The sequence below is a fragment of the Pseudomonas zeae genome, from assembly GCF_014268485.2.
Lineage (GTDB): Bacteria > Pseudomonadota > Gammaproteobacteria > Pseudomonadales > Pseudomonadaceae > Aquipseudomonas > Aquipseudomonas neuropathica.
Genome location: NZ_CP077090.1, coordinates 396,884 through 417,234 on the forward strand (window position 1 = coordinate 396,884; position 20,351 = coordinate 417,234).

The 20,351-nt window shown below is 62.0% G+C and carries 13 protein-coding genes; 10 read left to right on the forward strand and 3 right to left on the reverse strand.

Annotated elements, in window-relative coordinates; all coding sequences use genetic code 11:
* The first annotated feature begins 26 nt into the window (after nt 1–26).
* Genes HU754_RS01750 through HU754_RS01760 form a run of 3 tightly spaced genes read left to right on the forward strand, consistent with a single transcriptional unit; the run spans nt 27 to nt 4,213 of the window.
* Nucleotides 27–1,565, forward strand: a complete 1,539-nt coding sequence (locus HU754_RS01750) for an MFS transporter (RefSeq protein ID WP_093440212.1) — start codon at nt 27–29, stop codon at nt 1,563–1,565.
* Nucleotides 1,566–1,592: 27 nt separating this feature from the next.
* Nucleotides 1,593–2,663: an HlyD family secretion protein gene (locus tag HU754_RS01755; protein WP_186620857.1), complete on the forward strand. Its 1,071-nt coding sequence runs from the start codon at nt 1,593–1,595 to the stop codon at nt 2,661–2,663.
* Complete coding sequence (locus HU754_RS01760; protein ID WP_186620855.1) at nt 2,660–4,213, forward strand: efflux transporter outer membrane subunit; 1,554 nt, start codon at nt 2,660–2,662, stop codon at nt 4,211–4,213. Before HU754_RS01755 ends, HU754_RS01760 begins: the two co-directional genes overlap by 4 nt.
* Here HU754_RS01760 and HU754_RS01765 read toward each other — a convergent pair.
* Complete coding sequence (locus tag HU754_RS01765) at nt 4,194–4,883, reverse strand: NYN domain-containing protein (protein ID WP_016985563.1); 690 nt, start codon at nt 4,881–4,883, stop codon at nt 4,194–4,196. The two genes, HU754_RS01760 and HU754_RS01765, sit on opposite strands and share 20 nt — an antisense overlap.
* A gap of 486 nt (nt 4,884–5,369) precedes the next feature.
* Here HU754_RS01765 and HU754_RS01770 point away from each other — a divergent pair, with 486 nt between their 5' ends.
* From HU754_RS01770 to HU754_RS01785, 4 genes are read left to right on the forward strand one after another with little or no spacing between them, the layout of a single operon-like run.
* Nucleotides 5,370–6,149 carry an efflux RND transporter periplasmic adaptor subunit gene (locus HU754_RS01770; protein WP_186620853.1) on the forward strand — a complete coding sequence of 260 codons (780 nt, stop codon included), beginning with the start codon at nt 5,370–5,372 and terminating at the stop codon, nt 6,147–6,149.
* Nucleotides 6,146–7,465, forward strand: coding sequence for an efflux RND transporter periplasmic adaptor subunit (locus tag HU754_RS01775; RefSeq protein ID WP_186620852.1), 1,320 nt, complete (start codon nt 6,146–6,148; stop codon nt 7,463–7,465). The genes HU754_RS01770 and HU754_RS01775 overlap by 4 nt, the downstream gene beginning before the upstream one ends.
* Entirely contained in the window at nt 7,466–9,562 is a 2,097-nt protein-coding gene (locus HU754_RS01780; protein WP_186620850.1) for a site-2 protease family protein, read from the forward strand.
* A gap of 11 nt (nt 9,563–9,573) precedes the next feature.
* On the forward strand, nt 9,574–10,068 hold the full coding sequence (locus HU754_RS01785; protein ID WP_186620848.1) for a GNAT family N-acetyltransferase: 495 nt from the start codon (nt 9,574–9,576) through the stop codon (nt 10,066–10,068).
* A 42-nt stretch (nt 10,069–10,110) separates the two neighbouring features.
* Here the strand turns inward: HU754_RS01785 and HU754_RS01790 are convergent, their stop codons facing one another.
* Together HU754_RS01790 and HU754_RS01795 are read right to left on the reverse strand one after the other, a co-directional pair.
* Nucleotides 10,111–10,422, reverse strand: coding sequence for a DUF6916 family protein (locus tag HU754_RS01790; RefSeq protein ID WP_064117422.1), 312 nt, complete (start codon nt 10,420–10,422; stop codon nt 10,111–10,113).
* Nucleotides 10,423–10,476: 54 nt separating this feature from the next.
* On the reverse strand, nt 10,477–11,064 hold the full coding sequence (locus HU754_RS01795; protein ID WP_099757665.1) for a phage tail protein: 588 nt from the start codon (nt 11,062–11,064) through the stop codon (nt 10,477–10,479).
* Nucleotides 11,065–11,302: 238 nt separating this feature from the next.
* Between HU754_RS01795 and HU754_RS01800 the strand changes: the two genes are divergently transcribed.
* From HU754_RS01800 to HU754_RS01810, 3 genes are all read left to right on the forward strand, one after another.
* Nucleotides 11,303–12,883, forward strand: a complete 1,581-nt coding sequence (locus tag HU754_RS01800; RefSeq protein ID WP_186620846.1) for a glycosyltransferase family 39 protein — start codon at nt 11,303–11,305, stop codon at nt 12,881–12,883.
* A 150-nt stretch (nt 12,884–13,033) separates the two neighbouring features.
* Nucleotides 13,034–13,879 carry a sulfotransferase family protein gene (locus HU754_RS01805; RefSeq protein WP_093440257.1) on the forward strand — a complete coding sequence of 282 codons (846 nt, stop codon included), beginning with the start codon at nt 13,034–13,036 and terminating at the stop codon, nt 13,877–13,879.
* 56 nt (nt 13,880–13,935) lie between these two features.
* The gene (locus HU754_RS01810) at nt 13,936–20,343 is read left to right on the forward strand and encodes an Ig-like domain-containing protein (protein ID WP_186620844.1); all 6,408 of its coding nucleotides are present in this window, start codon (nt 13,936–13,938) and stop codon (nt 20,341–20,343) included.
* Nucleotides 20,344–20,351 lie beyond the last annotated feature (8 nt).

A 20,351-nucleotide genomic window follows, 5' to 3' on the forward strand; every position in this document is an offset into this window, starting at 1 on the left:
TATTTTTCCCTCCGGAGTGTGTACTCATGACATCCCTGACGGCCGCGATGCCCATCGCTGCGGCCAGCCCGGCGAAGGCGGCGACGCCACCGGTGTTCGGGGCGCGGATCATCATTGGCCTGGTCGGCGTGCTGCTGGCGGTGCTGGTGTCAGGCCTCAACGAGATGGTCACCAAGGTAGCCCTGGCCGACATCCGTGGCGGGTTGCACATCGGTTACGACGAAGGCACCTGGCTGGTCGCCAGCTACACCGCCACCTCGGTCGCGGCCATGGCCTTCGCGCCGTGGTGTTCGGTGACCTTCTCGCTGCGCCGCTTCACCCTCTGCGCGATCGGTCTGTTCACGTTACTCGGCGTGCTGTGCCCGTTCGCGCCGAATTACGAAAGTCTGCTGCTGATGCGCATCCTGCAAGGTCTGGCCGGCGGTGCGTTACCGCCGATGTTGATGACCGTCGCCCTGCGCTTTTTGCCGGCGAACATCAAGCTTTACGGTCTGGCCGGCTACGCACTGACGGCGACATTCGGCCCCGGCCTCGGCACGCCGCTGGCCGGTTTGTGGACGGAATACGTCGGCTGGCAGTGGACGTTCTGGCAAATCATCGTGCCTTGTCTGATCGCCATGGCGATGGTCGCGTGGGGTATTCCGCAGGACCCGCTACGCCTGGAGCGCCTCAAATCGTTCAACTGGAAAGGCCTGCTGCTGGGCTTTCCGGCGATCTGCATGTTGGTGATCGGTTTGCTGCAGGGCAATCGGCTGGACTGGTTCGAGTCGAGCCTGATCTGTGGATTGCTCGGCGCCGGTTCGCTGCTGCTGGTGGCGTTCCTGATCAACGAGTGGTCGCAGCCGATCCCGTTTTTCAAATTGCAGATGCTCGGTATTCGCAACCTGTCGTTCGCCTTGATGACCTTGGCCGGTGTGCTGATAGTTCTGCAGGCGGTGGTGTTGATTCCGTCGAGTTATCTGGCGCAGGTGCAGGGTTATCGCCCGGCGCAGACCGCACCGATCATGCTGATCGCCGCATTGCCGCAACTGATTGCGCTGCCGTTGGTGGCAGCGTTGTGCAACCTGCGCTGGGTCGATTGCCGCTGGGTGCTTGGCATGGGTTTGAGCATGTTGACGCTGTCCTGCCTGGGCGGATCGCTGCTGACTTCAGAATGGATTCGCGACAACTTCTACGTTCTGCAATGGCTGCAGATCTTCGGCCAGCCGATGTCGGTGCTGCCGCTGTTGATGCTCTCGACCGGCAGCATCCAGCCAACGGACGGTCCGTTTGCCTCGGCGTGGTTCAACACCGTGAAAGGTCTGGCGGCGGTGGTCGCCACCGGGGTGCTTGAGGCGCTGACTACGGCGCGTCTGCATTTCCACTCGACCATGTTGGTCGACAGCCTCGGCAATTCGCCGCTGGCCGATCGCAGCGATCCAGGCCTTGCCCATCGCCTGCACGAACAAGCCGTGGTGCTGACTTCTTCCGATCTCTATGTGTGCATGGCCGGCGTCGCGGTGGCGTTGATCCTGCTGATTTTCTGGCTGCCGACGCGGATCTTTCCGCCCCGCGCGTCGACCTGATTGCTGCACTGAACAATGAAGGTTTTTATGACGACTCAAGCAAAGCAAAAACTCGCGGTGGCCATCGCGGCCGCGCTGGCCTTCGGCGTGCTGGTGTATCTGGCGCTGCCCGGCGTGTTTGGCAAACGCACCCAGCAAAACACCAACGACGCCTTTGTCTCTGCCGACTACACCTTGGTGGTGCCGCGCGTGGCCGGCTTCATCAAAGAAGTGCTGGTGGAAGACAACCAGCAAGTGAAGGCCGGGCAATTGCTGGCGCTGATCGATGATCGCGATTTGCGCGCGTCAGCCGAAGCGGCGGACGCGCAGACCCTGGTCGCGCGGGCGCAATTGCAGAACGCCAAAGCGACGCTGGAACGCCAGACTTCGGTGATCGCCCAAGCGCAGGCCTCGGTGGTGTCGGCCAAAGCTGAAATGGCTTTCGCCCAGCAGGAGTTGAATCGCTACAACCATTTGGCCGGCGTTGGTGCCGGTACGGTGCAGAACGCGCAACAGGCGCGTACTCGCATCGATCAAGCCACGGCGCATCTCGACACCGCCACGGCGAAACTGGCGGCAGAGCGCAAGCAGGTCGACATTCTCACGGCTCAGCGGGATGCCGCCGAAGGCAGTTTGAAGCACGCACAAGCGGCGCTGGAAATCGCCAGTTTTGAACTCTCTTACACGCGTATCACTGCACCGCAGGACGGCATGATCGGCGAGCGTGCGGTGCGTGTTGGTGCCTATGTGACGCCGGGCAGCAAGCTGCTGGCGGTGGTTCCTTTGAAGCAGGCATATGTCGTGGCGAACTTTCAGGAGACGCAACTGACTGACGTGCAGCCAGGGCAAGAGGTGCAAGTACGCGTCGACAGCCTGGGTGGTGAAGCGCTGACCGGTCGTGTCGAGAGTATCGCCCCGGCGACTGGCGTGACCTTCGCAGCGGTGAAACCGGACAACGCCACCGGTAACTTCACCAAGGTGGTGCAGCGGATTCCGGTGAAGATCATGCTGGAACCGGGGCAGCCGTTGGCCGAACGGTTGCGGGTGGGCATGTCGGTGGAGGCGAGTATTGATACCGCCAGCTCGGCGACGTTGGTGCGTGAGGTGACTCAGCGATGAGCCGTGTCGATCGAACCGACGCCTTCGCGAGCAGGCTCGCTCCCACAGGGAGAACGCATTCCAGAATGTGGGAGCGAGCCTGCTCGCGAAGAGGCCAGTGGCAGCAAATCACTCTGAGTGCCTTGCTCACAATGAGTCTCGCCGCCTGCACCGTAGGCCCAGACTTCCAGAAGCCCGAAGCCACACAAATCGCCGACTGGGCCAAACCTGCCACATCCGCCCCCAGCCAAGCCATCAGCGAACCCCTGAACGAACGCTGGTGGGAAGTCTTCCACGACCCGCAACTCTCCGCGCTCACTCAACGTGCGGTGCAGAGCAACCTCGACCTGCAACTGGCCAGCAGCCGTCTGCAACAAAGCCGCGCCGCTCGCCAGGTGATCACCGCTGATCGTTATCCGAACACCGCCGCCACGGGCAGTTATGCGCGCAAACGCAACAGCGGCGAAGGCCTGAACGACCCGTCCGGGCATAACGGTGATTCCGCCTTCAACCTGTGGGACGCCGGTTTTTCCGCCTCGTGGGAACTGGATTTCTGGGGTCGCGTGCGCCGCGAAACCGAAGCCGCCGACGCCAACCTCGAAGTCGCCGAAAACGACCGTCGTGGGGTGTTGCTGGCGGTGCTTGCCGACACCGCACAAAACTACATTCAACTGCGCGGCGTGCAAAACACCCGCGCCGTCACCGAGCGGAACCTCGACGTCGCCCGGCACAGCCTGAAACTCTCGCAACTGCGCCTGGCCGACGGCGTGGCGACTGACCTCGACGTTGCCGAAGCCGCCGCGCAAGTCGCCGCGATCGAGTCGCGCCTGCCCGCGCTGGAACAGCGCCAATCGCAACTGATCAATGCGATCAGCCTGTTGATGGGCGAACCGCCACAGGCATTGGCCAAGGAGTTATCTACAGACGCAGCCGTGCCGCAGTCGCCGCTGCAAGTCGCCATCGGCCTGCCGTCACAACTGGCCGAACGCCGCCCGGACATCCGCCAGGCCGAAGCGCGTCTGCATGCGGCCACCGCCAATATCGGCGTGGCCAAGGGTGATTTCTATCCACGTATCACCTTGTCCGGCAACTTCGGCTCGCAAGCCATGCAACTCAGCGACTTTGGCTCGTGGGGCTCACGCGCGTTCGGCATCGGCCCGCAATTCAGCCTGCCGCTGTTCGACGGCGGACGCCTGCGCGGCATGCTGCAACTGCGCGAAGCCCAGCAGCAGGAAGCGGCCGTCGCCTACCAGCAAACCGTACTGCGCGCATGGCACGAAATCGATGATCAACTGACCGCCTACAACGCCAGCCAGCGCCGCCGCGACAGCCTCGCCGAAGCCGTCCGTCAGAACCAGATCGCCCTGCGCACCGCGCAACAGCAATACGTCGAAGGCGTGGTCGATTTCGTCAACGTCCTCACCGTGCAAAGCGCGCTGCTGGCGACGCAGGAGCAGTGGGTTGAGAGTTCGACCGGTGTTTCGTTGGCGATGGTGGGTTTGTACAAGGCGTTGGGTGGGGGGTGGGAGTCGGTGTATCCGGCAGAAGTACCTACCAATAATCCGGTTTGAACGCTGGTTTTTTGTGCGTGGCTACTCGGCCTGGAAACTGATTAATGAGCAATTCTTCCTCTGTGATCACGCGGCGCAGCCAGTGAGAGTGATCTTTCAGAGAACCCGGGGTGGGCCGATTCAAACCTGCCCTGTGAGGAAGAATGACGCCGATGGTTAGGTGAGGAAAGTCCGCACGTATTGCTCTCAATGCGGGGGTGATATCAGTGTCACTCGAAACCAGTACGAGTTGTTCGACGCGATCTTGCGTTGCGAACATTGCCTGCTGGCAGGCAGTGCGATACATGCTGATCGCGATATGAACGTCGGTTTCCTTTTCTTCAAGCTTCCAGATGTCGACCTTGTCCTGACGTGAGGCCTTGGTGTTTTTGTCGATGAATCGAGGCGCTTTAGCCTGCTCAAGATGATGCCGACCAAAATGCACTCTGACATTGGTCGTGCGCAGTGCCCTTATGTAAGTGTCTTGGGCCTCTTTTGAAATTCGGCCCAGCGTCGCGAGTTCTGGTTTTATTGATGAGGTGAAATAGTCAATCGAGACAACGGCGTTCTGCGGGTTTTCGATGTGTGCGACATGAATCAGCAAACCTTCGAGATTGAGCCATTTATAGGGGGTGCCCGCGAGCAGCCCATAGAACAAGTTGTAGCCATCAACAAAGAAAGCAGTACGCACAAATTATTCCTCAGAAACGAAAAAACCGGCCTAGGCCGGTTTCTTCACCCCAACTGCCAGCGAACTGAATCGCTACGTACGGGGTTGAGTAAGGCAATCCTAGATTGAGCGCGTCATGCAGGTCAACCACCAAATAATTGCACGCTCACTCCGCTGGTTTAGCTCCAGCACCGGCTTGTCAGTTTTGGTTGCTGGTATCCGCCATGGTCAAGCCATTTAAGGGCTTGTGTATTAGAGGTTGTTGCAGAGAGAGGTAAATTCGCTCCGCGCCTATTTGCATAGGTAGCCTGTCTATCGCCGTTTTCGCAGTGAGCAATCAGCAGTATCCCCAACTCGTGTAGGACGCCGGAATTTGCCTACATCTTTTAAACGGTCATAGAGCGGCTTTCTCTTTTGAAACATTACATTTCCGAAGAGTGATGGCCTTTCGCTTGACGCTAACCCCCGCTGTCGTAGACTCCGCACATCCGTCAGGGAGTAGCGGTTATGCAGCGTTTTCGCGGTTGGGTTATCGGATTGACCTTAATAACGTGTGCAGTTCAGGCGCAAACGCCCGGGCCAGACGATCCGCTGCTGGATAATCCGGCGACGGGGTCGGCCACCGCGAGCAGTGAGGCGCGGGGGGTGTTGCGGGCGCGCGATCAGGCGACGCTGGCCAGTGAGCTTTCCGGGCGGATTGTCGAGTTGCCGTTCAGCGAGGGCGAGTCGTTCAAGAAGGGCGATACGCTGGCGAAGTTCGATTGCTCTGCTTATCAAGCACAGCTCAATGCCGCACAAGCGGCCAGCCGGGGTGCCGGTGAAGAGCTGGCGCACAACAAACAGTTGGCTGCACTCAACTCTGTCGGGCGTTTCGAAGTGGCGCGGGCCGAGGCCAAGGTCAGCGAAACCCAGGCGCAATCCCAGGTGTATCAAGTGCAGGTCAAGCGCTGCAGCGTCGTCGCGCCGTTCGACGGGCAAGTGGTTGAGCGCAAGGTGCAGCGCTATGAAAGCGTGCCGGCCGGTGCACCGCTGCTCGATGTCGTCGATAACCGTACCCTCGAGATTCATTTGCTGGTGCCGTCGCGCTGGATGGCCAGACTCAAGCCCGGCCAGACCTTCAGCTTCGTTCCCGATGAAACCGGCCAGGCCATCGACGCCACGGTCAAACGCCTCGGCGCGCGAATCGATGAGGGCAGTCAGACCCTGTTGCTGGTCGCAACACTTCCCGAAGCCAAAGGTTTGCTCGCCGGCATGAGCGGCACCGCGCGTTTCCCGGAGCTTAAGTGAACGCCCCGGTGAGCGGCGGCGCTGAACAGGTGTTCGCGCGGTTTCTCGACCTTGAACGGCAGACTCGCGCTGCCCGCGATGCCGCGCAACTGGCCTACAGCCTGGTCAATGACGGCCAGTCGTTGTTTGGCTTTCGTCATGCCGCGTTATTGATCGCCGGCAAGGTGCAAGCCGTGACCGGCGTCAGTGCGGTCGAACCGAATGCGCCGTTCGTGGCGTTCGTTGAGCAGGCCGTGGCGCAGTTGTTCAAGCAGGATGTGCTGAAGCAAGCGCGGGTGATCGCGCCGGAACTGCTCAGCGAATCGATCCAGGCCGACTGGCGCAGTCTGTCCGCTGCGCAGGTGTTCTGGTTACCGCTGGTGGATCGCGACGCGCAGGTGTTCGGCGGCTTGTGGCTGGCGCGTGATGTGCCGTGGAATCCTTCCGAACAAGTCTTGCTGTCGCAACTCGGTGACACCTACAGCCACGCCTGGCTGGCGCTGCAACCGCGCAAACCGTGGCGGCTGCGCTGGACCCGCAAGCGTCAGGTGGCGTTGCTCGCGGTGCTGTTGCTCGGGCTGTTGCTTCCGGTGCGTCAATCGGTGCTGGCCCCGGCCGAAGTGGTACCGCTGGGTGGCCGCGTGGTGGCGGCGCCGCTGGACGGAGTAATCGCCGAGTTTCTGGTCAAACCCAATCAAACTGTAAAAAACGGCGATGTGCTGGTGCGTTTCGAAAGCACCACGCTCAAGGCGCAGGCCGACGTCGCTGAGCGTGCGCTGGGTGTGGCCGAAGCTGAACTGAAATCCAATTCCCAGCGCTCGTTTGCCGATGCCGAGTCGAGCGCAAAAGTCGACTTGCTCGCCGCTCGGGTTGAGCAGAAGCGCGCCGAACGTGACTACGCCCGTGAGCTGCTCAAGCGCAGCGAAGTGCGTGCCGAACGCGATGGCATCGCGGTGTTCGCCGACGCCGAGCGCTTGACTGGCAAACCGGTGCAGACCGGCGAACGCCTGATGGAAATTGCCGACCCCAATCAGGCCGAACTACGTATCGAACTGGCGGTGGGCGACGCGATCTCGTTGGAGCCTGGTGCCGAAGTGGCGTTGTTTCTCGACAGCGATCCGCTGAAGCGCCATCTCGCCACACTGGAACGCTCGGCGTACGAGGCGCAGCCGACGGCGGGCGGGCAACTGGCCTATCGGCTCGACGCCAATTTTACCGAGGCACCGCCACGCATCGGCCTGCGCGGCACGGCGAAAATCTTCGGCGACCGCGCGCCGCTGGCGCTGTACCTGCTGCGCCGGCCACTGGCCGGTTTGCGCCAGAGTGTGGGTCTGTAGATGAATCTGCCGAGCCTGCGTGCCGACCTGCAACTGTCGCCCGCGGCACCAGCCTTGGACGGTTCGCCGCGCTGGACCCTCGCCGATCCGGTGCGCGGGCGTTATTTCAAACTGGGCACGGCGGCGATGCGCTTGTTGCGCCATTGGTCGTTGGGCGACGCCGAGCAAGTCTTGCGCGCGGCCAATCGCGAGCCGGGTTTACCGTTGGCCGGCACCGAGCTTGAGCAGTTGCTGGAGTTCTTGCGCGGACACGATTTGATCAGTGCGCTCGACGGTCAACAGCGCGCCAGCTACCGCCTCAAGGCCTTGGCGCAGAAGCAAAGCCTGTGGCAAATCCTCCTGCATCAATATCTGTTTTTCCGTATTCCGCTATGGCGCCCGGACGCGTTTCTCAATCGCGCGTGGCCGTGGCTTGCGCGCTTCGGCCCGCGCCTGCTGCGTTACGGTTTACCGGCGACGCTGGCGTTGGGTGTGTTTCTGGTGGAGCGCGACTGGCAGCGTTTTATCGGCACGTTTCCACACCTGTTCAGCCTCGGCGGCGCATTGGCGTTTGGCGTGGCGTTGTTCTTTGCCAAGCTCTGTCACGAATTCGGCCATGCGTTCATGGCCAAGCGCGCCGGGTGTCGAGTGCAGAGCATGGGCGTGGCGTTCATGGTCTTGCTGCCGATGTTCTACACCGATGTAAGCGACGCCTGGCGGGTCAATGATCGCCGTGCGCGATTGCTGATCGGTGCCGGCGGTGTGCTCGCGGAATTGCTGTTGGCGTGTATTGCGCTACTCGCATGGTCGTTGCTGCCAGATGGACCGGGGCGCACAGCGGCGTTCATGCTCGCCAGCGCCACGTGGATCACCACGCTGGTGGTCAACCTCAATCCGTTCATGCGTTTTGATGGTTATTTTCTGATCAGTGATTTCTGGGAAGTCGACAACTTGCAGGGGCGCGCATTTGCCCTGTGCCGTTGGCGCCTGCGCGAGTTTTTGTTCGGTTATGGCGCCCCGGCGCCGGAGCCTTGGTCGCCGAAGATGCAACGGCGTTTGCTGATCTGGGGGTATGGCTCATGGTTGTGGCGTGCGGCGTTGTTTTTCGGGATCGCACTGGCGGTCTATCACCTGTTTTTCAAGGTATTGGGGATCTTCCTGATGCTGGTGGAACTGGTGTGGTTCATTTTTCTGCCGATCATGCGTGAGTGGCGCCAGTGGTGGAGCCGCCGCGAACAAGCGCACGGCCCGCGCGTGCTGCTCAGTGGGTTGGCGCTGCTCGGATTGTTACTGGTGCTGATCGTGCCGTGGCGCAGTTCGGTGGAGTTGCCGACGATGCTCGAAGCCGGGCGCGCCAGTGCTCTGCATGCACCGGCGGCGGCGCGGGTCAAAGCGGTGAACGTGACGGACGGGCAGAAAGTCGCTCAGGGCGATGTGCTGATCGAACTGGAGTCACCGGATCTAGAATCGCGGCTGGCGATCGTGCGCCGGGAAATCCAGATCCAGCAGCTGTTGATGCGTCGTCAGGCCAGTCGCAGCGAAACCGCCGCCGACGCTGGCATTGTCGAGCAGCGATTGGCCGAAGCGGTCGCCGAATACCGCGGGCTGACGGCGCAACGCGAACGCTTGCTGCTGCGCGCACCGCAGGCCGGCAACGTGCGTGATCTGCTGCCGAACATGACGGTCGGGCGCTGGCTGTCGAGCAAGGATGCACTGGCACGGGTCGTCGAAGACGGCGCGCGCCTGCGCGGTTATCTCGCCGAAGCCGAATTGTGGCGAGTCAAGCCCGGGGCCAGTGGCCGCTTCATCGCCGATGACCCGATGCACCCGGCGCTCGCCGTGCAATTGAATGAAATCGACACCAATGGCGTGGCCTACGTCGATCAGGAGGCGCTGACCTCCGATCACCACGGGCCGATTGCCGTGCGCCGCGATCAACAGCAGCGGGCCGAACCGGTGCAGGCGCAATACGGCGCACGGCTCAGCGTGGTCGATACCGCGCCGACACCGCCGCAACCGTTGCGCGGTGTTGTGATTTTGCAGGGTAGCGGCGAATCGTTGCTCGGTGTGGCATGGCGCCGAATGGCGGCGCTGGGGGTCAGGGAAAGCGGTTTTTAACGGAGAGCACGATGGCGGACAACGCAGCAGTGGCGGCAGACGGATTGGTGGTGCGACCTTCGCGGGCAACCGACGCGCCGTTTTTGCAGGGCCTGTATCAGACGGCGCGGCCGGACCTGCAATGGGTCGACGGCGAGCAGGAACAGGTGCAGCAACTGGTCGCGCAGCAGTTTCAGGTGCAGGAGCAGGGCATGGCCGACAACTACCCCAACGCCATGCACTACGTGGTAGAAAAACTCGGCACGGCGATTGGCGCGTTGAGTACTGATTTCGGCGCCAACGAGATTCGCGTGTTGTACCTGGCGTTCATTCCGCAGGCGCGTGGCCAGGGTTTTGGGCGGGCGGTGCTGCAAGGCGTGCAGAAAGCCGCGCAGCAGATTCGCTGCCCGGTGGCGACGGTGGTCTGGACCAGCAATCCCCATGCGCGACGGCATTACCTCGCGCTCGGGTTTGCGGTTGAAGAAAGCAACCCGGCGGCGGAGCGACTGGTCTGGTATCCCCAGTAATCTCCGTGCAGGAGCCGCCGAAGGCTGCTCCTTGGGTTCGGGTCAGTTGAAGGTGATGTGGAAGTAAGCCAGCTCTGGCGGCCGCCCCATCGGTGGTACGCGCGACACGAAGATGCCGTCCACTCGCCCCAGTTCAGGCAACTCCAGTGCACATAAACCATCGACGAATTCAGTCGCTTCCAGGCTGCTCAGTTCGACGCTGAATGGCATGCGCTCGCTGTAACGCATTTGCGCCAGCGGTTTCTCTGCGAGTTCGCCGATATGGATTTGCAATGCGCTGCCATCGGGCAGATACAGGGTGCCGATCCGCCCGAGAAGGGCCTGGAAATGTTGGCTTTTAACCGATTGCAGCATGGTCTCGCTCCGGCAAAGTGGGGAGCCGGGGGAGGGTGATCCCCCGGTGGTCGATCAGTTACGCGAAGGGAAAATGCCGTTCAGCGCGATGCTGAAGTTCATCACCAGATACGGGTTCATGATGGGCAGCGGCAAGCCGTTGCCAGTTGGCGAGATCGTGCCGCTGATAGTGGTGGCCGCGCCTTTGAGCGGAACGGGTGATGCGCCCTGAGCATCGGAAAAGATATTCGCCAGACCTGGTCCGGTCCCCGAAGCACCAATGTAGGCGTTGGTCGCGGTCGGCGCGCCCGCCGGATTGCTGGCCGGGTTGGCCAGTTGCACGGTGGTGGTGGCGGTGAGGCCGGCGAGGGTGTGAGTGTGGTTCGGCAGGTTGTTGAGGGTGGCGGTGACTTGTTCGGCGCCGGAGATTTCGCCCATGACTCTCGGCGTCAGGCCCCCGCCATTGCCTTGGCAGATCGGCATGCGGCTCTGCAGGTTGGGCAGGCCGAAGTTGACGGTACCGTTGCCGCCGTAGGTGGTGCCCAGCAATGCAAACAACGCCTGGTTCTGGTTGATGCCGATGATCTGACCGTTGCACAAGGCCCAGCCGCTGGGCGCGTAGTTGAAGGCAAACGTCAGAACAGTGCCCATGTAAACGTCCATAAAGTCCTTATCCTTCTGATTGGTTGTCGGCGGGCCGCTAGTGGGATCAGGCTGGTGCTATTGCCTTGGCACTCCGTGGCCAGGTCACGCCACGCCAGAGCGTAGACGCGGATTGGCAAGGTTGCCGGGTGTCGTGAAGTCGCAAATCGGCATCGACGGTTCTCCTGCGCCTGACCTAGAGTGACTGGCAGGTTCGGGCTCATACAGGCGTGGTGTCGTGGCACGGCAAGAGGAAGCGATGGCGGTCAACAGAGTGACACCGGTGGGCGACACACAGGATCCGCATGCGACGCCGGGTTCGTGGTTTGTCCGCTTGCCCTTGATCCGTTGGGCGAGGGAGCACTGGCTGCTGCCGATCCTGCTCTTGGCCGCCGCTGTGCGTTTTTACGACCTGACTGCGGCGGCGATCTGGGGCGACGAAGGTTCCAGCCTGCTACTGGCGCGCTACTCGCTGGGCGATATCTGGCGCCACGCGGCGTTCGATGTGCATCCGCCGCTGTACTTCATGCTGCTGCATGGCTGGATCGAACTGTTCGGCGACGGGATTTTTGCCATTCGCTGTCTTAGCGCTCTGGCCGGCCTCGCCGCAGTCGGAATGGGTATCTGGCTGGTGGATCGCTTGGCCACGCGCCGCGCTGCGATCCTCGCCGGCCTGCTGCTGGCGCTGTTGCCGACGGCGGTGCGCTACAGCCAGGAAGTGCGCATGTATTCGCTGCTCGGCCTGTTGTTGATCGCCGCGACGCTGGCGTTGGTCTACTGGATCCGCCGGCCGCAGCGTCATCGCTATCTGGCGGTTTATGCGCTGTTGATGACGGCGGCGTTCTACACCCATTACTTCGCGGTGCTGGCGGCGCTGTGTCACTGGGTTTATCTGGGAGTGATCCGGTTCCAGCGCGGCTATCGCTTGCGGCATATCCAGCGCCCGGGCTGGTGGCTGGCGAATCTGGCCATCGCGGCGTTGTACCTGCCGTGGCTGCCCAACCTGCTCGATCTGACGCAGCACATGGAACAACTCAAGGTCGGTGGCGATGTCGGCTGGGAAGATCCGGTGACGCTGGCGTCGTTGCCGTCGATGATCTGGACATGGCTGATCCAGGATGACGGCGAACATCTGCCGTTGCTGGTGTTCGGCGCGTTGCCGCTGGCATTGCTGCTGCTGACGGCGGTGGCGGTCATTCGTGATCGCAGCGTGTCGCGCGGCAGTGTCCTGCTGGCGTTGTACACCGGCTTACCGCTGTTGCTGGTGTTTGCGGTGTCGTTCATCACGCCGGTATTCATCGAGCGCTATCTGACCGCCTACGCCTTGGGGTTGCCGCTGCTGGCGGCGCTGGCCATCGACCGTTTGTACAGCCGCGTGCGGGTCCTCGCGTTAGCGCTGCTGGTGGCGTTGCTCGGGGTGGAAATGGTTGGTCTGAACAACAACGCGGCGGTCGACAGCAGTGATCAGTTCGATCGCGTGGTGAACTACGTCAATCAGCATTTCCAGCCCGGTGATCGCATCATCACCAGCGACATGCTCTGGTACTTGAGTTACGTCTACTACGATCGCACCGGCGCACAGGTGCGGCTGTACACGCCGCCGGCTGCAGACGGCCGCTCGACGCGGCCGAATCAATATGGTTTCGGTACGCTGGTCAGCGACGATGTCTACCTCGACAGCCTTGCCGAGGTTTCTGGCAACGCGCGGATATGGCTGGTCGGCACCCAGGATGACCCGACAGAGTTTGCAGCGCTGCCCGCCACTTGGCAGATCAGCGCGCAAGTCCATGCGGGCGGGGCGCAAGCGCGCTTGATCACGCCGAAATCCGCAGCCGAATAGCGACTGTTCAGACTAAAACGTTTCACCTTTAAATCCGCGATAAAAAATTAACTGGTTAGTTCTTTTTGCTCTGAGTTGATATCAAAACACTACTAGTCGCAGGGGGGTTGTTGGACTACGCTTTGTCGGACAAAGGGACTTTTGATCAGGGTGAAGGGATTGCAGCAGTTCCACTTTATCTCCGGCTTGCCGCGCTCAGGCTCCACCCTGCTTTCTGCGATTCTTTTGCAGAACCCGCGCTTTCACGCCGGCATGACCAGCCCGGTCGGATCGCTGTTCGCCAGTGTCCTCGAGCAATGCAGCGCCGGCAGTGAATACGGCGCGGTAATTGACACCGACATGCGCCGTCGTCTGTTGCGTGGTCTGTTCGACTCCTACTATGCCGACAAGGCCGACAAACCGGTGGTGTTCGACACCAATCGGCAGTGGAGCTCGCGCCTTCCGGCGCTCAACGATCTGTTTCCGCAAGCCAAAGTCATCGCCTGCGTACGCAACGTCGCTTGGGTCATGGACAGTCTTGAACGCTTATACCGCGCCAATCCCTTTGAAAACACCAAGCTGTTTGGCGATGCCGTCGAGCGCAACACGGTGTACAGCCGTTGCGAAACCCTGGCTCAGCGCAATCGCCTGGTAGGTTTTGCCTGGGCTGCGCTCAAGGAAGCCTATTACGGCGAACACGCTGACTCACTGCTGATCATCGATTACGACTTGTTGACCCAGGCGCCGGAGCGCGTGCTGCGGCTGGTCTATGAATTCATCGGTGAGCCCTGGTTCGAGCACGATTTCGAACATCTGGCCTATGACGCGCCGGCGTTCGACCAAGGCCTTGGCCTGGCTGGCCTGCACAAGGTCAAACCGAAAGTGGCCTTGCAGTCACGGCGCACCATTCTGCCGCCCGACCTGTTCAAGCAATACGCTGATTTGTCCTTTTGGCTCGATGGCTCAGCCAGCGCCGCCAATGTCATTCGTATGAAGTCCGACGCCGCGATCAGTTGATCGCGGCGTTTTTCATTGATGCCTTACGTACCTTCGTTCGAGTTCGGGTGAGCAACATGTGGTGGAGCATTTTTGGCGGTGCAAAAGTCAGGTCTCGGGCAACCGCAGGTCAGCGTTCGCTGGCCTCGCCGATGATCATGTCGCTGGAGCCGCGCATGCTGTTCGACGGCGCGGTGGCCGCCACCGTGGCCGATACCGCTGCGCAAGCCGACAGCCATGCACCCACCGCTGCCGATGCGGCCAAGGCGCCGGCAGCCGATCATCCCGTAGCGAGCAAAGACACCCACGGCCAGGCTGATGCCACGCCGGCGGCCAGCCCGGTCGCGGTGCCCGGTCAGAGTGTGGTGTTCGTCGATTCGCGGGTGAAGGATGCCGACAGCCTGGTGCAAGGGATTGCTCCCGGCACGCAGGTAGTAAAACTCGACGCGACCAAGGACGGTTTGCAGCAGATCGCCGATTTTCTCGATCAACATCACGGCGTCAGCTCGGTGCAGATCATTGCCCACGGCAACGCCGGTGACTTGTGGCTGGGCAACAGTTATCTCTCGGCAGACAACGTCGCCCAGCGCAGCGCGGTCCTCGCGGAAATCGGCAAGGACATGAATGCTGGCGGCGACATCCTGATTTACGGCTGCTACACCGCCGAAGGTGATCGTGGCTTGAGTTTCGTCGACTCGCTGGCGCAGTTGACCGGACGTGATGTGGCCGCTTCGAACAATCGCACCGGAGTCGGCGGCGACTGGGATCTGGAGATCGCCACCGGCACCATCGAAAGCGCCAACGTGCTGTCGAGCAAAGCCATGAGCGAGTACCAGTGGGGCCTGGCCACCTGGACGGCGACCAACAACCTCAACTCGGGTGTCGGCTCCCTGCGCGCGGCGCTGGCTTCGGCGCAGAACGGCGACATTGTCACGTTCAGTTCCGGCATGACCGTTCAGCTCACGTCGGAATTGCTGATCAACAAGAGCATCACCGTCGATGGCGACCTGAACAACGACGGCGTCGCCGACGTGACCCTCGACGGGCAATACAAGACCCGTGTGGTGGAAATCACTTCCGGCGCCACCGTGACGCTGGACGGGCTGGTGATCACCAAGGGACTGGTGGCGGGCAACGGCGGTAATGGCGGCTCGGCGGCGGCGGGCGCCATGGGCGGCGGCATTTTCAACGCCGGCATTCTTACCCTGAACAACGTCACCGTGACTGCGAACGCCGCTTCCGGCGGTGGTGGCGGCGGGGGTGTGACCGGCGGTTATGTCGGCGGTGGCGGTGGCGGTGGCGCGGGTATCGGTGGCCAGACCGGTGGCCATGGCGGCTCGTCCGGCCCAGCCACCGGCACTTATGCCGGCGGCGCAGGCAGTGCCAATGCCGGCGGTTATGGCGGTGGTTACAGCCCGACCGACATGGGCGGCCGAGGCGGCACCAGCACCGGTGGCGTGGGCGGCAATGGCGGCAGCGCCGGTGCCGGTTACAGTCATGGCGGCAATGGTGGCTCGGCCAGCAACGGCACGCTGTCGATTGGTGGCGGCGGTGGCGGTTCCGGCTGGGACAAAGTCGGCGGCGTCGGCGGCAATGCGGCGGGCGGTATCTACAACGCTTCGAGCGGCACCCTGAAAGTCATCGGCACCTCGGTCATCAGCAACAACATTGCTGCTGGCGGCGGCGGTGGTGGTGGCGGTGGTGTCGGCAGCAACGGTGCCGACGGCGGTGCCGGCGGTCGCGGCGTCGGGGCGATCTGGAACAACGGCGGTGTGGTGCTGATCACCGCGAGCAACTTCGCCGCGATCAGCGGCAACGGCGCCGCCAGCGGTGGCGGGGGGCTTTCCAACGGCGGTTCGACCGGCACGACGCCGAGCGCACTGGTGGGGATCTACAACAACGGCGGTACGCTCAACACCGCTTACGTGGAACCACCCACCGCCACCGTCGTGGTCGCCGATACCGCGCTGAGAATCGGCGAAACGTCGCTGGTGACCATCACCTTCAGTCGTGCGGTCAGCGGTTTCACCAACGCCGACCTGACCATTGCCAACGGCACGCTGACCAGTGTTTCCAGCGCCGACGGCGGAATTACCTGGACGGCGACCTTCACGCCGACCAACAACATTACCGACACCACCAACCTCATCACCCTCGACAACACCGGGGTGGCGGCAGTGTCCGACAGCGTGGCCGGTGTTGGTACCACCAACTCGAACAATTACGCGATCGATACTCAGCGCCCGACCGCGACCATCGTCATGGCCGACACCGCGCTGAAAATTGGCGATACATCTCTGGTGACCATTACCTTCAGCGAAGCGGTATCCGGTTTCACCAACGCCGACCTGACCATTGCCAACGGTACGCTGACCAACGTCAGCAGCGCCGACGGCGGCATCACCTGGACGGCGACGTTCACCCCGAACGCGAGCATTACCGATGCCACCAACCTGATTACCCTGGACAACACCGGGGTGGCGGATCTGGCCGGCAACGTCGGCAGCGGCACCACCGATTCAGCCAATTACGCGATCGACACCGTGCGTCCGACAGCGACCATTGTCGTTGCCGACACCAATCTCGCGGCAGGCGAAACCTCTGTGGTGACCATCACCTTCAGCGAAGCGGTGAGCGGCTTCACCGCCGCCGACCTGACGGTGGCCAACGGCACCTTGACCGGACTGAGCAGCAGCGACGGCGGCATCACCTGGACCGCCACGCTGACGCCAACCACGAGCGTCACCGACGCGACCAACCTGATCACTCTGGACAATACCGGTGTCAATGACCTGTCCGGCAACGCCGGCACTGGCAGCACCAACTCCAACAACTACGCGATCGACACCGCGCGGCCGACGGCGACCATCGTGGTCGCCGACAACGCGCTGAAAATCGGTGAAACCTCTCTGGTGACCATCACCTTCAGTGAGGCGGTCAGCGGTTTCACCAACGCCGATCTGAGCATTGCCAACGGTACGTTGAGCGCAGTCAGCAGCGCGGATGGCGGCATCACCTGGACGGCCACTTTCACGCCGACCAGCAGCATCACTGACGCCACCAACCTCATCACGCTGAATAACAGCGGGGTCACCGATCTGGCGGGCAATACCGGCGTCGGCACCACCGATTCCAACAATTACGCGATCGACACCGTGCGGCCGACCGCCACCGTGGTGTTCGCGCAAAATACTTTGAAAATCGGCGATACCTCGCTGGTGACCATCACCTTCAGTGAAGCGGTGAGCGGTTTCACCAACGCCGACCTGACCATCGCCAACGGCACTCTGACGGCGGTCAGCAGTGCGGACGGCGGGATTACCTGGACGGCGACGTTTACGCCGAGTGCGAACATCACCGATGCCACCAACCTGGTGACGCTGGACAACACCGGTGTTGCCGACCTGGCCGGTAACGCTGGCAGCGGCACCACCGATTCGAACAATTACAGCATCGACACCCAGCGGCCGACCGCGACCATCGTGATCGCCGATCCTGCCCTGAGCGCCGGCGAAACCTCACTGGTGACCATCACCTTCAGCGAAGCGATCAGCGGTTTCAGCAACGCCGACCTGACCGTGCCCAACGGCACGCTCACGGCGGTCAGTAGCGCGGATGGCGGCATCACCTGGACAGCGACGTTCACGCCGACCGTGGGGGTCAACGACACCAGCAATATCATCACCCTGGCCAACACCGGGATCGCTGACCTGGCCGGGAACGCCGGCACGGGCACGACCAACTCGGGCAACTTCACCATCAACACCGTGGCACCGACCGCGACCATCGTCGTCGCTGACAACAGCCTGACGATTGGTGAGACGACGACGGTGACCATCACCTTTAGCGAAGCCATCAGCGGTTTCAACAATGCCGACCTGACCATCGCCAACGGGACACTCACTGCGGTGAGCAGCAGCGACGGCGGCATCACCTGGACGGCGACCTTCACGCCAACCAGCAACATCACCGACGCCTCCAACCTGATCAGCCTCGACAACAGCGGCGTGCAAAACGCCTCCGGCAACGCGGGCAATGGCACCACCAACTCCAACAACTACGCCATCGACACCCAACGCCCAACGGCAACCATTGCACTCGCCGACTCGGCACTGGGCGTCGGCCAGACCACCACCGTGACCATCACTTTCAGCGAGGCGGTCAGCGGTTTGACTCTGGCCGATCTGACTGTGGCCAACGGCACGCTCTCCGGATTGAGTACGTCGGACAACATCACCTACACGGCGACGTTTACGCCGTCGGCGGGCATCACGGACACCAGCAACATCATCACCCTGGACAACACCGGCATCACTGACGTGGCGGGCAACGCCGGCAGCGGCACCACCGACTCGGGCAACTATGTGATCGACAGCCAGCGCCCTACCGCCACCATCGTTATCAGTGATACCGACTTGCGCCCGGGCGAAACCGCGCTCGTCACAATTACCTTCAGCGAGGCGGTCACGGGCTTCGACAATTCCGACCTGAGCGTCGCCAACGGCACACTGAGCAACGTCTCGTCGAGCGACGGCGACATCACCTGGACCGCCACGTTTACCCCGACCATTGGCCTCAGCGATGCGACTAACCTGATCGTGCTGAATAACGCTGGCATCAGCGATCTGGCGGGCAATGCCGGCACCGGCACCACCAACTCGGCCAACTACGCGGTGCAAACCGAAGTGCCGACGGCGACCATTGTCGTCGCGGATACTGCGCTCAAGGCCGGTGAAACCTCGACGGTGACCATCACCTTCAGTGAAGCGGTCAGCGGTTTCAGCAACGCTGACCTGACCATCGCCAACGGCACCTTGAGCAACGTCGCATCCAGTGACGGTGGCATTACCTGGACCGCTACGCTGACGCCGACCGCCAACATCACCGACACCAGCAACCTGATCACCCTCGACAACAGTGGGGTGACCAACGCTTCTGGCAACAGTGGCGTCGGCACCACCGATTCGAACAATTTCGCCATCGACACGGCGTTGCCGACCGCAACCATCGTGGTCGCCGACAATCGCCTGGGCATCGGTGAAACCACCACGGTCACTATCACTTTCAGTGAAGCAGTCAGCGGTTTTGACCTGTCGGACATCAGTGTCGCCAACGGCACACTGGCGAACCTGACCAGCAGCGATGGCGGCGTCACCTGGACCGCCACGCTGACGCCAACCGCCAACGTCAACGATGCGACCAACCTGATCATCGTCGACACCGCCGGCGTGCAGGATCTGGCCGGCAACCTTGGCGCCAGCATCGCCATTTCCAACAATTACGCGCTGGATGCGACCCGGCCAACGGTGGACATCGTGGTCGCCAATTCGCACTTGGGCATCGGCCAGACCACCACGGTGACCTTCACTTTCAGCGAGGCGGTGAGCAATTTCGACTTATCCGACCTGAGCGTGACCAACGGTGATCTGAGCAACCTCAGCAGCAGTGATGGCGGCAAGACCTGGACCGCGACCTTCACGCCGACCGCCAACGTCAGCGATCCGAGCAACTTCATCGCGCTGGACACCAGCAACGTCACGGATCTGGCCGGTAACGTCGGCAGCACGGTGGCGGTGTCGAACAACTACGCACTCGACAGCGAACGGCCCACGGCGACGGTGGTGATTGCCAATCCGAATCTCGGTCTCGGCCAGACCTCACAGGTAACCATCACCTTCAATGAGGCGGTCAGTGGTTTTGATCTGGCGGACATCAATGTTGGCAATGGCGCCTTGTCCAACCTGAGCAGCAGCGACGGCGGAAAAACCTGGACCGCGACCCTGACGCCGAATGCCAACGTCAACAGCGCCAGCAATGCCATCAGCGTCAACAGCGCCGGGGTCAGTGATCTGTCAGGCAACAGCGGCAGCGGTGTCAGCAGCTCGAACAATTACGCGATCAACACCGTGCCGGCGGTCGTTCCTCCCACTACGCCAACCAGTGTGGTGATTCCCGATCCACTGATTCGCAGCAGTGATCCGGTGGTGGCACCACCGCCACCGAACGTGCCGTTACAACCGATCATTTTCACCGCGCCGACCGGCGACCTCGGCTCCCCGCTGACCTTCGCGCCGCTGTTCGAGCAACGGGTGATCGGCAATGGCATCCGTCCTTTGGGCGATATCTTCATGAACCACGGTGCCCTCAGCCCGAGCTTCATCGCGCAGGTGTTCAGCAGCAGCGACAGCGGCGCTGATGGATCCGGCCACGGCTTCCTCGGTTTTGGCGGGGGTGACGGCGGCGTGTTCGGCAGCAGCACACTGGCGAGCCTGTTCAATCAGGACAGTGCCGCCGAGCGCGATTCATTGAATGCGTTCGGCAGTCAGTCACTCAAGGCGGGTGATGTTTCTCAAGGCCTGCGCGGCGTGTTTGGCGCGCCGACGCTGGGCCAGCAACTGCAACAACTCAAAGACACCGAACAGCACCGGGTCGACAACCTGGCGGCAGCACTGCAACAGGTCGGCATCAGCGAAATATCGGCCTGAACCAACCA